The organism is Nocardiopsis sp. YSL2, from assembly GCF_030555055.1.
GTDB lineage: Bacteria > Actinomycetota > Actinomycetes > Streptosporangiales > Streptosporangiaceae > Nocardiopsis.
Map to the genome: position 1 here is coordinate 665,092 of NZ_JAMOAO010000001.1, position 14,186 is coordinate 679,277.

The 14,186-nt window shown below is 72.7% G+C and carries 15 protein-coding genes; 12 read left to right on the forward strand and 3 right to left on the reverse strand.

Annotated elements, in window-relative coordinates; all coding sequences use genetic code 11:
• Positions 1-76 precede the first annotated feature (76 nt).
• The 5 genes from panB (at position 77) to M1P99_RS02910 (ending at position 4,243) form a co-directional block, all read left to right on the forward strand.
• Positions 77-931, forward strand: coding sequence for a 3-methyl-2-oxobutanoate hydroxymethyltransferase (gene panB, locus M1P99_RS02890; protein WP_304451132.1), 855 nt, complete (start codon positions 77-79; stop codon positions 929-931).
• A 239-nt stretch (positions 932-1,170) separates the two neighbouring features.
• The gene (locus M1P99_RS02895; RefSeq protein ID WP_304451133.1) at positions 1,171-2,211 is read left to right on the forward strand and encodes an LLM class F420-dependent oxidoreductase; all 1,041 of its coding nucleotides are present in this window, start codon (positions 1,171-1,173) and stop codon (positions 2,209-2,211) included.
• A gap of 192 nt (positions 2,212-2,403) precedes the next feature.
• Positions 2,404-2,958 carry a hypothetical protein gene (locus M1P99_RS02900; RefSeq protein ID WP_304451134.1) on the forward strand — a complete coding sequence of 185 codons (555 nt, stop codon included), beginning with the start codon at positions 2,404-2,406 and terminating at the stop codon, positions 2,956-2,958.
• Between the two features lie 47 nt (positions 2,959-3,005).
• The gene (locus M1P99_RS02905) at positions 3,006-3,623 is read left to right on the forward strand and encodes a hypothetical protein (protein WP_304451135.1); all 618 of its coding nucleotides are present in this window, start codon (positions 3,006-3,008) and stop codon (positions 3,621-3,623) included.
• A complete protein-coding gene (locus M1P99_RS02910; RefSeq protein ID WP_304451136.1) occupies positions 3,614-4,243 on the forward strand; it encodes a hypothetical protein in 630 nt (209 codons plus the stop codon). Before M1P99_RS02905 ends, M1P99_RS02910 begins: the two co-directional genes overlap by 10 nt.
• Before the next feature lie 165 nt (positions 4,244-4,408).
• On the opposite strand, the gene npdG is transcribed toward M1P99_RS02910, so the two are convergent.
• Positions 4,409-5,104: an NADPH-dependent F420 reductase gene (npdG, locus tag M1P99_RS02915; protein ID WP_304451137.1), complete on the reverse strand. Its 696-nt coding sequence runs from the start codon at positions 5,102-5,104 to the stop codon at positions 4,409-4,411.
• A 43-nt stretch (positions 5,105-5,147) separates the two neighbouring features.
• Positions 5,148-5,336: a hypothetical protein gene (locus M1P99_RS02920; protein WP_304451138.1), complete on the reverse strand. Its 189-nt coding sequence runs from the start codon at positions 5,334-5,336 to the stop codon at positions 5,148-5,150.
• Positions 5,337-5,460: 124 nt separating this feature from the next.
• On the opposite strand from M1P99_RS02920, the gene map reads away from it, so the two are divergent.
• The 6 genes from map to M1P99_RS02950 all read left to right on the forward strand — a co-directional run bounded on the left by map (position 5,461) and on the right by M1P99_RS02950 (position 12,474).
• Positions 5,461-6,312, forward strand: a complete 852-nt coding sequence (gene map / locus M1P99_RS02925) for a type I methionyl aminopeptidase (protein WP_304451139.1) — start codon at positions 5,461-5,463, stop codon at positions 6,310-6,312.
• Between the two features lie 93 nt (positions 6,313-6,405).
• Positions 6,406-7,239 (forward strand): M55 family metallopeptidase, encoded by an 834-nt coding sequence (locus M1P99_RS02930; protein WP_304451140.1) that lies wholly within the window; start codon positions 6,406-6,408, stop codon positions 7,237-7,239.
• Positions 7,240-7,314: 75 nt separating this feature from the next.
• Positions 7,315-8,679 (forward strand): M20/M25/M40 family metallo-hydrolase, encoded by a 1,365-nt coding sequence (locus tag M1P99_RS02935; protein WP_304451141.1) that lies wholly within the window; start codon positions 7,315-7,317, stop codon positions 8,677-8,679.
• Between the two features lie 156 nt (positions 8,680-8,835).
• On the forward strand, positions 8,836-9,807 hold the full coding sequence (locus tag M1P99_RS02940; RefSeq protein ID WP_369696578.1) for an LD-carboxypeptidase: 972 nt from the start codon (positions 8,836-8,838) through the stop codon (positions 9,805-9,807).
• A 180-nt stretch (positions 9,808-9,987) separates the two neighbouring features.
• Positions 9,988-10,248: a helix-turn-helix domain-containing protein gene (locus M1P99_RS02945; RefSeq protein WP_304451143.1), complete on the forward strand. Its 261-nt coding sequence runs from the start codon at positions 9,988-9,990 to the stop codon at positions 10,246-10,248.
• A 246-nt stretch (positions 10,249-10,494) separates the two neighbouring features.
• Positions 10,495-12,474 carry an acyl-CoA dehydrogenase gene (locus tag M1P99_RS02950; RefSeq protein WP_304451144.1) on the forward strand — a complete coding sequence of 660 codons (1,980 nt, stop codon included), beginning with the start codon at positions 10,495-10,497 and terminating at the stop codon, positions 12,472-12,474.
• Here the strand turns inward: M1P99_RS02950 and M1P99_RS02955 are convergent.
• Positions 12,357-12,722: a hypothetical protein gene (locus tag M1P99_RS02955; RefSeq protein ID WP_304451145.1), complete on the reverse strand. Its 366-nt coding sequence runs from the start codon at positions 12,720-12,722 to the stop codon at positions 12,357-12,359. The genes M1P99_RS02950 and M1P99_RS02955 overlap by 118 nt on opposite strands.
• Positions 12,723-12,880: 158 nt before the next feature.
• Here M1P99_RS02955 and M1P99_RS02960 point away from each other — a divergent pair, with 158 nt between their 5' ends.
• On the forward strand, positions 12,881-14,182 hold the full coding sequence (locus tag M1P99_RS02960) for an MFS transporter (protein WP_304451146.1): 1,302 nt from the start codon (positions 12,881-12,883) through the stop codon (positions 14,180-14,182).
• Positions 14,183-14,186 lie beyond the last annotated feature (4 nt).

The window sequence follows — 14,186 nt, forward strand, 5'->3', positions numbered from 1 at the left end:
GCGCCCGAGCGCGACAACTCGTCCATACGTCCGGAGACACCCCCGAGGTGCTTCGAGACAACGGAGGAATTCACACATGAACACCACAGCCAAGGCTTCCACCGGCGGGAACACCCTGTACGGCGGAGTGACCTCCCGACGCGTCACGGTCCGCGACCTGGCCGCCGCCAAGCGGCGCGGCGAGCGCTGGCCGATGCTCACCGCCTACGACGCCCTCACCGCCCGGGTCTTCGACGAGGCGGGCATCCCCGTCCTGCTCGTCGGCGACTCCGCGGCCAACGTCGTCTACGGCTACGACACCACCGTTCCCGTCACCATGGACGAGCTCGTCCCGCTCACGGCCGCCGTCGCGCGCTCCACCCAGCGGGCACTGGTCGTGGCGGACCTGCCGTTCGGCTCCTACCAGGGCTCGCCCCAGCAGGCCCTGGAAGCGGCCAGCCGCTTCATGAAGGAGGGCCGGGCCCAGGCGGTCAAGCTGGAGGGCGGCCACACGGTGGCCCACCAGGTCGAACTGCTGGTCTCCGCCGGCATCCCGGTCATGGGCCACGTCGGCCTGACCCCGCAGTCGGTCAACACGCTGGGCGGCTACCGGGTCCAGGGGCGCGGCGAGGCCGCGGCCGACCTGCTCAAGGACGCCAAGGAGCTGGAGCGCGCGGGCGCGTTCTCACTCGTGCTGGAGTGTGTGCCCTCCGAGCTGGCCGCGCAGGTCACCGAGCAGCTGTCCATCCCCACCATCGGCATCGGCGCGGGCCCGTCCACGGACGCCCAGGTGCTGGTGTGGCAGGACATGGCGGGACTCAGCCCCAAGGTGGCCAAGTTCGTCAAGGCCTACGCCAACCTCAACGAGACGCTGCGCGAGGCCGCGTCGAGCTTCGCCGACGACGTCGTCCAGGGTGCCTTCCCCGAGGAGCGCCACTCCTACAGCGCCTGACCCGGTCGCGGCCGGTCCGGCCGCACCACCGCACCACCGCCGTACCGCCGGTCGGGTCCGTCCCGGTCGGCGGTACGGCCCGCCGGACCCGTGCGCCGACGGCCGCCCGTCGGCGCACGGCTCCGCCCGGGACCCGTTCCGGAGTGTGAGGCGGACGACAACCCGAACGGTACTCGGGAGTAGAGTCGCACCGTACCGAGCACCGACACGGGCCGGGGTCCGGCCCTCCGGGAGGACACATGCGCATCTCGATGCCGCTCCAGTACGCGGGCGAGCCCAAGGCGGCCGTCGATCTGGTCGTCGATTTGGAGAAGGCCGGACTCGACACCGTGTGGGTCGCGGAGGTCTACGGCTTCGACAGCCCCACCCTGATGGGCTACATCGCCGCACGGACCGAGACGGTGGCCATCGGCTCGGCCATCCTGCCGCTGTACAGCCGCACGCCCAGCCTGGTCGCGATGACCGCGGCGGGGCTGGACGACCTCTCCGACGGGCGCGCGATCCTCGGCCTGGGGGCCAGCGGGCCGCAGGTCATCGAGGGCTGGCACGGCGTGCCCTACACCAAGCCGCTGGCGCGCACCCGCGAGACCGTCGAGATCTGCCGCAAGATCTGGGCGCGGGAGGAGCGCCTCACCCACGACGGCTCCGTCTTCCAGCTCCCCCTTCCGCCGGAGCGCGGTACCGGGCTGGGCAAGGCGCTCAAGCTCGTCAACCACCCCCGGCGCAGCGACATCCCGATCTACCTGGCCTCCCTGGGCGAGAAGAACGTGGCGATGACGGCCGAGATCGCCGACGGCTGGCTGCCGCACCTGTTCATCCCGGAGAAGGCGGAGAGCGTGTGGGGCGCGTCGATCGAGGCCGGCAAGGCCAAGCGCGACCCGTCCCTGGGGGAGCTGGAGATCTCCGCGGGCGGACTGCTGGCCATCGGTGAGGGCGAGGACACCAAGAAGCTGCTCGACCTCGTCCGCCCGATGATCGCGCTCTACGTGGGCGGCATGGGTGCCAAGGGCAAGAACTTCTACAACACCGTGGCTCGCAGGTACGGGTACGAGGAAGCCGCGGAGAAGATCCAGGACCTGTACCTGGAGGGCCGCAAGGAGGAGGCGGCCGCGGCGGTGCCCGAGGAGTTCGTGGAGCTGACCAACATGGTCGGCCCGGAGTCCTACGTGCGCGAGCGCGTCGAGGCCTTCCGCGCGGCCGGGGTCACGCAACTCAACGTGACCCCCGTCGGCGACAACCCGGCCAAGCTCGTGGAGAAGGTCAAGGGCTGGATCTCCTGACCCACCCGTCACTCCAGGTCGCGTGCCCCGCACTCACGTGGGGCACGCGGCGCCCGACGGGACACGAATTTTCTTTTTCGGACGAAGGCGCAGCGCACCCCGCGAACGCTACCCTCGGTAGCCAAATCCCCACGTAGCGCCCTGTTAACATGCGTTCAGTAACGTCCCGCCCCCGGACGAAACGGAGAACGCATGCCCCCCGCACCCCGCCGACTCGGCGCGAGCGCCCTCCTCACGGCGGCAACCCTCGCCTCGGCCCTGGCCTCCCCCCTGCCGGCGACCGCCGCCCCCGCACCCGCGCGGCACTGCGTCGGCGACATCGACGGCGGCGGCCAGGAGTGCTTCGACACCTACGCACAGGCCATCGACGCGGCCGAGGACCGCGTCGGACGCACGCTGGCCGAACAGGAGCGCGCCCTGTCCGTCTCCCGGACCGGCACGCTCGCCGCCGCGAGCGACTTCGACGTCATCATCGGCACCTACTTCGAGCACGCGAACTACGGCGGCGCCACGTTCACCCTCTACGGGGACAACACCTGCCAGGGCGGTGACGACATCGAGTTCTGGTTCACCTTCCCCTCGGACTGGCAGGGCATCATCTCCTCGGCCCAGCCCTGGGCACGGTGCTCGCTGTGGCTGCACGCGGGCCCGGACGGCACCGGCGACCGCGACGGCCCCTACCGCGAGAACACCCCCGACATCGGCGGCTACATGAACGACCGCACCGTCTCCACCACTCTGGGCTGACGCCCGTCTCCCCTTCCCCCGCCCCCGCTCCGATGGGAGAAACCGACATGAGACGCACGTACGCCGTGCTCACCGCCGCCGCGGTCGCCGTGGCGACCGCGGTCACCACGGCACCGACCCCGGCCCACGCCGACCACGAGGGCACGCCCACGGTGCGTGAGCTGCTGGAGAGGTGCGGCGTGACGACCGACCTGTGCGAGTTCCACCCCGGAGGAGAGCCCGAGCTCTTCGCCGCCGGCGGCCGGGTCGTGGGATCGGAGGTGTTCAACTGCACCTCGGGCCGCCAGAACATGGCCGTGCGGTGGTCCGACACCACGTCCCAGAGCAACAGCGTCGGCCTGGCCCTGACCACGGAGGCCGGCTTCGGCGAGGTCTTCTCGGTGTCCTACGAGCAGTCCTTCGAGCACACCTGGACGACCTCGCACACCGAATCGCAGACCACCTTCGTCAACACCGGCCCCGGTGAGGTGGGCTGGGTCGAGCGCCGACCGCAGATGCAGCGTGTGCACGGCACCTACGAGCTGCACTTCGGCAGCCGCCAGTGGGGCCACTACATCTGGTACGCGCCCTTCACCGCCGAAGGACCCGTCCCGGGCTCGCCGGACGAGGTCGTCACACAGAACGTGCGCCCGATGACCGACGCTGAGGAGGCGGCATGCCCGTGATCCCCCGCCCCAGGAGGGGCACCGCGATGCGGACCCTCGCCGCCGGAGCGGTGGCGGCGGCCCTGGCGCTGTCCCCCGCCCCGGCCGCGGCCGACCACGAGGACACCCCGACGGTCCGGGAGCTGCTGGAGAGGTGCGGTGAGAGCACCGACCTGTGCGAGTTCCACCCCTCGGGCGCACCGGAGTACTTCCAGAACACCGCCGAGCGGGTGGGCTCTCCGGTCTACAACTGCACCGACCACGAACAGCTGTCCCAGGTGGCCTGGTCCAAGACCACGGGCGAGTCCAACAGCGTGAACCTGTCGATGACGGCCACGTTCGGCGTGGTCTTCAAGCAGAGCTTCAGCGTCTCCTACGGCCACGAGTGGAGCTCGGAGCACACACAGACCCAGCGGACACAGATCACCGCCCAGCCGGGCGAGGTCGCCACCGTGTACTACGGGCCGAGGATGCAGCGCGTGCACGGCACCTACGAGCTGCACTTCGGCAGCCGCCAGTGGGGCCACTACATCTGGTACGCGCCCTTCACCGCCGAAGGGCCGACGGACGACCAGGGCGGCACCGTCACCCAGTCCACGAGGCCGATGACCGATCAGGAGCGCGCCGCCTTCTGCGGCTGACCCGGACCTCCCGGCCGTGCCGCGCCCCCGGTTCCCCGACCGGCGCGGCACGGCACGGGACCCGAGTCCGGGCCCCGTGCCCCGGGCCCGGACTCGCCCTCCCGACGCCACGCGCCGGGATCACGGCCATGGATCACCCGCGGTCCGCGGGTCGGGGGCCGGGGTTCACAGCCCCGTGACGCGCACGCCCGCGTGGGTCTTGTAGCGGCGGTTGACCGCGATGAGGTTGGCGGTCAGCGCCTCGACCTGGTGGGCGTTGCGCAGCCGTCCGCCGAACACGCCCCGCACCCCGGGGATCAGGTCGGCCAGCGCGCGCACGACGTCGGTGGCCGCGCGGTCCTCGCCCAGGACCAGGACGTCGAGCTCGACCTCGGAGACCTCCGGGTCCAGCAGCACCACCGCGGACACGTGGTGGAAGGCCGCGGTGACGCGGCTCCGTGGCAGGACCTCGGCGGCCTGCTGGGCGGCGCTGCCCTCCGGCACGTCCAGCGCGAAGGGGCCGCGCTTGTCGAAGCCCAGCGGGTTGACGCAGTCGACGACGATCTTGTCCGCGAGCTCGTCGGCCAGTCCCGCCAGCAGGTCGCGGTGCCCCTCCCAGGGCACGGCGACGATGACGATGTCGCCCTCCGCCGCGGCGGCGGCGTTGTCCAGGCCCCGCACGTCGACCCGCGCGTCCTCCGCGTCGACCAACTCCTTGGCGACCGATGCCGCGCGGTCGGCGCTGCGCGATCCGATGATCACGGTCTGCCCCGCGAGGGCGAACCGGCGCGCGAGCCCGCGCCCCTGGTCACCCGTACCGCCCAGGACGGCGATGGTCTGCCCAGCGATGTCCACGCCCTCCGGCGTGCTCTGTTCACTCATGCACCGATCCTGTCAGAGCACCCCCGGCACGACCGCACCCAGGTCACCAGTCCTCCTTCTCCTGCTCCTCCCAGGCCGAATTGCGCTCGGCCGCGGTGGTCAGGGCGTGGGAGGCCGCCTCCTCGCTGTCGTAGGGGCCCATGCGCTTCTTGTTGGGGCAGCCCGCACCGTGTTCGACCCGATGGTGCACGAGGCAGTACCACCAGCGGTCCTGGTCCGATCTCTCGTCCATCTCGCCCCCTTGTCGTCGTCTCCGTCGAGAGGCACCTACCCGTGGTGGGACCGCCCTCACACCCCTGTGGAGCGGGCACTTGACGAGACCGTCCGGGGGTACCCACGAACTACAATCGGATCTCATGACTACTCCGCTGGTTCCTGGGCGCATATCGCCCCAACGCTCGGTTCCCTCCCACATCGTCCGGCCCGAGTACGTCGGTCAGAAGTACCCCGTGGAGGGTGTCCTGGGCGACGTGCAGACCCCGGAGACCATCGAGAAGCTCAGGGCCACCTCGCAGATCGCCGCACGGGCGCTGCAGGAGGTCGGCAAGAACGTCGAGCCCGGCGTGACCACCGACGAGCTGGACCGGATCGGCCACGAGTTCCTGCTCGACCACGGGGCCTACCCCAGCACGCTGGGGTACAAGGGCTACCCGAAGTCGCTGTGCTCCTCGCTCAACGAGGTCATCTGCCACGGCATCCCCGACGACACCGTCATCTCCGACGGCGACATCGTCAACATCGACATCACCGCCTACAAGGACGGGGTGCACGGCGACACCAACGCCACGTTCCTGGCCGGGAACGTCACCGAGGAGCACCGGCTCCTGGTCGAGCGCACCCACGAGGCGACGATGCGCGCGATCAAGGCCTGCCGTCCGGGGCGGCAGATCAACGTGATCGGCCGGGTCATCGAGTCCTACGCCCGGCGGTTCGGCTACGGCGTGGTGCGCGACTTCACCGGCCACGGCGTGGGCCCGGAGTTCCACTCCGGCCTGGTCATCCCCCACTACGACGACCCGCGCGCGGACACCGTCATGGAGCCGGGGATGACCTTCACCATCGAGCCGATGATCACCCTCGGCGCGGTGGAGTACGACATGTGGGACGACGGCTGGACCGCCGTCACCGCCGACCGCCGCTGGACCGCGCAGTTCGAGCACACCCTGGTCATCACCGACTCCGGCGCGGAGATCCTCACCCTGCCGTGACACCGGGCCCCGCCCCCGCACCGCGGACCACCGCGGGGGCGGGGCGCCGGGCGGCAGGGTGACCGCGCGCACGGGATGGCCTAGTGTCGCCGGATGAGGATCCTCATCTCCGCCGACATGGAGGGGGCCACGGGCGTCACGTGGCCCGCCGACGTCGAGCCGGGCACCGAGCAGTGGCGGCGCTGCCGCACGATGTTCACCGGCGACGTGAACGCGGCCGTGGCGGGCCTGTTCGAGGGCGGGGCCGAGGAGGTACTGGTCAACGAGGCCCACTCGACCATGCGCAACCTCCTCCTGGAGGACCTGCACCAGGACGCGACCATGGTCACCGGGCGCCACAAGGACCTGTCCATGGTCGAGGGCGTTCAGGCGGGCGACTGCGACGGGGTGGTGTTCCTCGGCTACCACTGCGGCGCCGGCGACGAGGGCGTGCTCGCCCACACCTACCTGCCCAACGCCATCACCGGCGTGTGGCTGGACGGAGAGCCCGCGAGCGAGGGCCGGCTGAACGCCGCGGTGGTCGCGGAGTACGGCACCCCCGTCATCCTCGTCACCGGCGACGACCTGACCTGTGAGGACGCCGCCGGATACGCCCCCTTCGCGCGGACCGTCGCGGTCAAGGACCACGTGAGCCGCTACGCCGCGCGCTGCCGTCCGCCCGCGCGCACGGCGGAGGACATCAGGGCCGGGGCGCGCGCCGCCATGCTCCTGGCCGGGCGGCTGGACCCCGACGAGCCGCGTGCGCGGGCGGTGGAGGTGGAGGTCGACGCCGCCCACCTCGCCCAGGCCGCCGCGCTGGTGCCGGGTGTGACCCGCGTGGGAGCGCGGCGCGTCCGCTACACCTCGCCCGACGCCTACGAGATGATCCGCTGCTTCAAGACGGTGACTACTCTCGTTTCCCAGGCAATGGAAGCGCACTACGGGTAAGACTGGACCGGGGGACCCTCTCCCGCTGCTGGCACCCATCCACCGGAGAGCGAGGCCGCTCACGTGGTCCACACCGTGACGTCCCCCGAGGCCGGTCTCGACGAGGCCGGGGAGGACGCGATCCTCCTGGCCCGCGATCTCGTGCGCCGGGACTCCACCAACCGCGGCGGCGGACAGGGCGATGAGCGGGCCGCCGCCGAGTACACGGCGGCGGCACTCGGCGAGGCCGGGCTCGAACCGCTGGTCCTGGAGTCGGCCCCGCGCCGCGCGAACGTGGTCGTGCGTGTGCCCGGCACCGATCCGTCCGCCCCGGCCCTGCTCGTGCACGGCCACCTGGACGTGGTCCCGGCCGACGCCGGCGACTGGACTCTGCCGCCCTTCGCGGGTGAGATCGCCGACTGCCCCGTCACGGGCGTCCCCGCGCTGTGGGGTCGCGGCACGGTGGACATGAAGAACACGGTCGCGATGGTCTCCGCCGTGGTACGCCACTGGGCCCGCCGCGGTCTCAGGCCGCGCCGCGACCTCGTCCTGGCGTTCGTGGCCGACGAGGAGGACAGCGCCGCCTACGGAGCCGACTGGCTGGCGCGCGAGCACGCCGACCTGTTCGAGGGCTGTTCCGTGGGGATCGGCGAGGGCGGCGGGGAGACCGTGCACGCGCGCGGCACCGACGGCCGCCCGGTCCGGCTCTACCCCGTGGGCGCCGCCGAGCGCGGCAGCGCCTGGCTGACCCTGCGTGCCCGTGGCACGGCCGGGCACGGGTCCCGGCCCCCGCGCGACAACGCCGTGGGCGCGCTCGCGGCGGCGGTCGCCCGGATCGACCGGCACACGTGGCCGTCCCACCTGACGCCGGTGACCCTCGAAGCGATCGACGCGGTCGCCAAGGCGCTGGGGGTGGAGCGCGCGCCCGGCGACACCGCCACGGACGAGGCCGTCGACTCCCTGGTCGCCCGGTTGGGCGAGGCGGCGCCGCTGATCGCCCCCGCGGTGCGCAACAGCGCCACCCCCACCATGCTCTCGGCGGGGTACAAGCTGAACGTGGTGCCCGGCGAGGCGACCGCGGCGGTGGACGGACGCGTGCTGCCGGGCGCCGAGGCGGCCTTCGAGTCCGCCATGGACGCACTGACCGGCGACCGCGTGGACTGGGAGTACGCGCACCGGTCTCCGACGGTGGCGGCGCCCGTCGACGGCCCGGCGTTCGCCGCGATCGGCGCCGCCCTGCGCGCGCACGACCCCGAGGCCCAGGTGGTACCGGTGTGTCTGGCGGGCGGCACCGACGCCAAGGTCTTCGCGCGGTTGGGCATCGACTGCTACGGCTTCTCCCCGATGAGCCAGCCCGAGGGGCTGGACTACACGGGGCTGCTGCACGGCGTGGACGAACGGGTTCCGCTGGACGGTCTCAGGTTCGGGGTGCGCGTGCTGGACACGTTCCTGCGAGCCTGACCGGGCCCGCCCGCCCCCGGAACGATTCGGGTGCGGGCGGCGTCCGAACGAGTGAACCGATGAGCCGACGATGGGGGACGACGAGTGGGTGGAGCTGCGCCGGAGGCGTCCGTTGAGGGTGGTGGCGGGCGGCGGGCCGCGACCGGGGTCTACGGCGTGCGGGGGGCTCCGGCCGGCAGAACGGTGCACGCGCGCGGGGTGCCCGCGCTGACGCGGCCGCCGCGGCTGCGCGCCGGCGACCGGGTCCGGCTGGTCACGCCCTGCAGTCCGGTCCCGGCCGCCCAGCTGGACGCCTCGGTCGCGGTGCTGCGCGAGTGGGGCCTGCGCGTCGAGCCGGCACCGCACGTACGCGAGCGGCATGCCCGCCTGCCCTACCTGGCGGGTGAGGACGCCGTGCGCGCCGCCGACCTCCAGTCGGCCTGGTGCGATCCGGACGTGGCCGCGGTGTTCTGCGTCCGGGGCGGCGACGGGGCGCACCGGACCCTGGACCTGTTGGACTTCGACGCGATGCGGCGGGCCGAGCCCAAGGCGCTGGTCGGGTTCAGCGACGTCACCGCGCTGCACGAGGCCTTCGCCGTGGAACTGGGCGTGGGAACGGTCCACGGCCCCGTCGTGGGCACGCGCTACTTCGTGGGCGACCCGCAGGCCCAGCACGAGCTGCACACGACGCTCTTCGCCCCCGACCAGCGCATGGTACTGACGTCGCCGGGCGCGCACGCCCTGGTGCCCGGGCGGGCCCGCGGCGTGACCTTCGGCGGGAACCTCAGCCTGCTCAACGACGGCCTGGCCACCCCGCACAGCCGCCTGTCGGCCGACCACGGACTGCTGATCCTGGAGGACATCGGCGAGGACGTCGCCCGGATCGACCGGATGCTCACGCACCTGCTGCGCACCGGGTGGATGGACGGGGTGGCCGGGGTCGTGCTGGGCACGTGGACGGACTGCCCGCCCGACCTCGGTGTGATCGCCGACCTGATGCGCGAACGCCTGGAGCCGCTGGGCGTACCGGTGCTGTGGGGTCTGGAGTTCGGGCACTGCCCGGCCCAGCTGACGGTGCCCCTGGGCGTGCCCGCCGAGCTCGACGCCGAGCGCGGCACCCTGGAGCTGGCCGTTCCCGGACTGGTGTGAGCGGTCGGCGCCGGTCCTGACGCACTGGGAGAGGTCCGATCCCTCCACCCGGGGCGTCATGGAGCACCACGGGGTGCGGGCCTTCGACGTGCGGTGCGGGCCTTCGACGCGCGCGGAAAGGCTACCCCCGGCGAGTTTTTCGGGGCTACCGGTATAGAAATGCGTGGATAGACTCGTCGCATGGTTCGAGAACCGCTGACCCCCGAGCAGATCGCCCGCGGCCGGCTGCTGGGGCGGCTGCTCCGCGAGGCCAGGGGCCGACGCACGATGGTCGACGTCGCCCACCAGGCCGGCATCTCGGTCGAGACCCTGCGCAAGATCGAGGGCGGCCGCATCCCGACCCCCGCCTTCTTCACCGTCGCGGCGATCGCCGACGCCCTGGGCCTGTCCCTGGACGGCCTGCTGCGCAGCCTCGGCGACACCGCCGCCGTCGCCGTCTGAGACCGCCGCCCCGTGCCGCCCGGGTGAGCAGGCCGCCCGCTCCGTCGGGTGCGTGCGCCCGCCCCGGCGCGGCGGACGGCGCCCCGGCGGCCGGTCCCGGCGCGCGGTGCCCGGGCCCCCGTGGTCCGGCCCCCGCCGCACGCCTATCGTGTGACTCGTACCCGCGGCCCGGGCGTGTTCCCGCTCTCCGCGAGGACCGGGGAGTGGTAGGCACGTGGGAGCCGCGTCGAATCGCAGGGGGAGACCATGACCGATCAGGCACTGAAGGTGGACGAGGCCGAACTGCGCGGTCTGCTGGACGGGCGCTGGGCACGAGTGCGCGAGCGCGCCCGCGACCTGCTGCGCGGCGACGAGTTCGCCCCCGTCTCCGGGCTGTCGGTGGACGACCACCGCGCGCGCGTGCTGACCCAGCTCAAGGCCCTGGCCGGGACCGAGGTACCCGGCTACGGGTTCCCCGAGTCCGTGGGCGGGTCCGACGACATCGGCGCCTCGGTCGTCGCGTTCGAGATGCTCGTGTGCGACTTGTCACTCATGGTGAAGGTGGGCGTGCAGTGGGGGCTGTTCGGCGGCGCCATCCGCGCCCTGGGCACCGAGCCGCACCACGCCGAGTACCTGCCCGGCGTGATGTCGGTGGACCTGCCCGGCTGCTTCGCGATGACCGAGACCGGCCACGGATCGGACGTGCAGCACCTGCGCACCACCGCCACCTACGATCCCGCCACCGAGGAGTTCGTGGTCCACACGCCCGACGAGTCGGCGCGCAAGGACTACATCGGCAACGCCGCCAGGGACGGTCGGATGGCGGTGGTCTTCGCCCAGCTGAACACCGACGGCGCCGAGCACGGTGTCCACGCCCTGATGGTCCCCGTCCGCGACGCCGAGGGCCGCCCGATGCCGGGCGTGCGGATCGAGGACTGCGGCGCCAAGGCCGGGCTCAACGGCGTGGACAACGGCCGTCTGTGGTTCGACCGGGTCCGGGTCCCGCGCACGAACCTGCTCAACCGGTACGGGGACGTGGCCGCCGACGGCACCTACACCAGCCCCATCGAGAACCAGAACCGCCGCTTCTTCACGATGCTCGGAACCCTGATCCGCGGCCGGATCAGCGTGGCCGGGGGCGCGGGCACCGCCACCAAGGCCGCTCTGGCGATCGCGGTGCGCTACGCCGACACCCGCCGCCAGTTCGCCCGCCCCGCCGCCGACGGCCGGTCCGAGGAGGTGCGGATCCTGGACTACCTCGCCCACCAGCGCAAGCTGCTGCCCGCGCTGGCGCGCACCTACGGGCTGCACTTCGCCCAGGAGGAGCTGGTCACCCGGCTGCACGAGCTCTACGGGGCCCAGGAGCGCGGCGAGCGCGACGAGTACGCCCAGCGCGAGCTGGAGTCGCGCGCGGCCGGGCTGAAGGCGATCGCGACCTGGCACGCCACCGACACCATCCAGACCTGCCGCGAGGCCTGCGGCGGTGCCGGATACCTGGCCGAGAACCGCATCCCGCAGCTCAAGGCCGACTCCGACATCTTCACCACGTTCGAGGGCGACAACACCGTCCTGCTCCAGCAGCTCACCAAGGGCCTGCTGACCAACTTCCAGGACTACTTCGGCGACCTCGACCAGCTCGGACTGGTCAAGTTCGTCGCCGGCCGGTTCGTGGAGGCGGTCATCGAGCGCACCGCCGCGACCCCCCTCATCGAACGGCTGGTGGCCGCCGCTCCGGGCCGCGGCACCGAGACGAGCCTGTACAACCGCGGCTGGCAGCTGGAGCTGTTGGAGGACCGGGAGCAGCACGTCATCGAAGGGCTCGCCGGACGCCTGCGCCGGGCCCGCAAGGACGGCAGCGACGCCTTCGACGTGTTCAACCGGGCCCAGGACCACGTGCTCACCGCCGGGCGCGCGCACATGGACCGCGTGGTGCTGGAGGCGTTCGTGGCGGGGATCGACCGCTGCGGCGACCAGTCCACGGCCAAGCTGCTCAACCGCCTGTGCGACCTGTACGTGCTCTCCGTCGCGGAGGAGAACCGCGCGTGGTTCCTGGAGCACGAGCGCCTGTCGACGTCCCGGGCCAAGGCGGTGACCCAGGCGGTCAACGACCTGTGCCGGGGCCTGCGCCCCTACGCGGTCACGCTGGCGGACGCCTTCGGCCTGCGCGACGAGTGGCTGGGCGCGCCCATCGCCCTGGGCGCCGAGCACGCCCGCCAGGGCGAGGGCGCGGCGGTGTCCGCGACCTGACCGGGCTCGTCCAGGAGCGCCGGTGCCAGGGCCGCGTCCACCGTCCGAGCGTGGTCTCCGTGTCTGCGCAGCGCTGAGCGCACGTGGCGCAGCGCGGCCCGGTCGTCGCGCTGGAACTCGCGGAAGATGCGGGCCTGGTCGAGTGTCCCGGCCGGGCCCTCCGGCTCCGGGGCACCGCCGTGCTCCGATTCCTGGGGTTCGTCGCGCCAGGTGACGATGATCCGGTTGGCGATGGCACCTCCCTTCACGCGTCACGCGGGTACGGCCCCGAGCGCGGGCACCGGGAACCCGCGAGCCGAAGTCGACCGCTGCGCCGGAGCGCTCTCCGCGTTCGCGCGCGTCCAGGCCTTCCGCTCGCCGCCCCCACTGCCTAACATGAAGCAAATTCACGTTAGGCAGGTCACACGTGCGCACGCCCCCCGCGCCCCAGCCCACGCCCGAACCCCCCACGCCCGGCCCCGCCCCCGTCGCCGCGCTCGCCGAACCCCGACGTCCCGTCCGCGCCTTGTGGGTGGCCGGCCTCAGCCTGGCCAACCTCGGCATGTGGATGGCCTTCTTCGGCCCCCTCCAGGTCCTGCTGCCCGAGCAGATCGGCCTGGCCGCCCCCGAGGCCAAGGAGACGGCTCTGGCCTGGGTGACCGGAGTGGGCGCCGCTCTGGCCATGGTCGCCACGCCCCTGGCCGGGGCGCTCTCGGACCGCACCACCGGGCGCTTCGGGCGCCGCCGCCCCTGGGTGGTGGCGGGGGCCGTCCTCGGCGGGATCGGCCTGGTGGTCCTGGGCCGCCAGGACACCGTCGCCGGTGTGATGGTGGGCTGGTCGCTCGTCCAGACCGCACTGTCCTGCCTGAACGCGACCCTGCTCGCCGCCGTCCCCGACCACGTACCGGTCCGCCAGCGCGGCGCCGTCTCGGGGTGGATCGGCATCCCCCAGTCGGCGGGCGTGGTGGCCGCGGTCCTGCTGGTCACCGTCGTGACCACCGGGATCGCGCCGGGGTACACGCTGATCGGCGTCCTGACCGCAGCGTGCGCGCTGCCCTTCGCCCTGCTGTCCCCCGACCCACCGCTGCCGCACGGGGCCCGCCCCCCGTGGCGCGAGTTCACCCGCGGGTTCTGGGTGTCACCGCGCCGCCATCCCGACTTCGGCTGGGCCTGGCTGACCCGCTTCCTCATGCAGACGGGCAACGCCATGTTCGTGCTGTACCTGCTGTACTTCCTGCGCGACGGCGTGGGCTACGAGGACCTGTTCCCGGGTTCGTCGGCGGCCGACGGGCTGCTGGTGCTGATCCTCGTCTACACGGCGGCGGTCGTCGCCACCACCGTGGTGGCGGGGGCCGTGTCGGACCGCCTCGGGCGCCGCCGGGCCCTGGTGTGCCTGTCCGGGGTGGTCATGGCCGTGCCCGCCTTCCTGCTGGCCCTCGCCCCCACCTGGACGATGAGCCTGGTGTGCGCCGTGGTGCTGGGGATGGGCTTCGGCGTCTACCTCTCCGTGGACAACGCCCTGGTCACCGAAGTACTCCCGACCGCCCTGGGCCGGGCCAAGGACCTGGGGATCGTCAACATCGCCAGCGCCGGACCACAGGTGATCGCCCCGGCCCTGGCCGGACCGATCGTGGTGTACCTGGGCGGCTACCCGGTGCTGTACACCGCCTGCGGCGTGGTCACCCTGCTCGGGGCCGCGCTGGTCTGGAAGATCCGGGGGGTCGCGTGACCCC

Coding starts and splice junctions, on each gene's coding strand:
- panB (WP_304451132.1), top strand. CDS start 77: ATGAACACCACAGCCAAGGCTTCCACCGGCGGGAACACCCTGTACGGC.
- M1P99_RS02945 (WP_304451143.1), top strand. CDS start 9,988: ATGGTTCGAGAACCGCTGACCCCCGAGCAGATCGCCCGCGGCCGGCTG.
- map (WP_304451139.1), top strand. CDS start 5,461: ATGACTACTCCGCTGGTTCCTGGGCGCATATCGCCCCAACGCTCGGTT.
- M1P99_RS02895 (WP_304451133.1), top strand. CDS start 1,171: ATGCGCATCTCGATGCCGCTCCAGTACGCGGGCGAGCCCAAGGCGGCC.
- M1P99_RS02905 (WP_304451135.1), top strand. CDS start 3,006: ATGAGACGCACGTACGCCGTGCTCACCGCCGCCGCGGTCGCCGTGGCG.
- npdG (WP_304451137.1), bottom strand. CDS start 5,104: ATGAGTGAACAGAGCACGCCGGAGGGCGTGGACATCGCTGGGCAGACC.
- M1P99_RS02900 (WP_304451134.1), top strand. CDS start 2,404: ATGCCCCCCGCACCCCGCCGACTCGGCGCGAGCGCCCTCCTCACGGCG.
- M1P99_RS02930 (WP_304451140.1), top strand. CDS start 6,406: ATGAGGATCCTCATCTCCGCCGACATGGAGGGGGCCACGGGCGTCACG.
- M1P99_RS02910 (WP_304451136.1), top strand. CDS start 3,614: ATGCCCGTGATCCCCCGCCCCAGGAGGGGCACCGCGATGCGGACCCTC.
- M1P99_RS02920 (WP_304451138.1), bottom strand. CDS start 5,336: ATGGACGAGAGATCGGACCAGGACCGCTGGTGGTACTGCCTCGTGCAC.
- M1P99_RS02950 (WP_304451144.1), top strand. CDS start 10,495: ATGACCGATCAGGCACTGAAGGTGGACGAGGCCGAACTGCGCGGTCTG.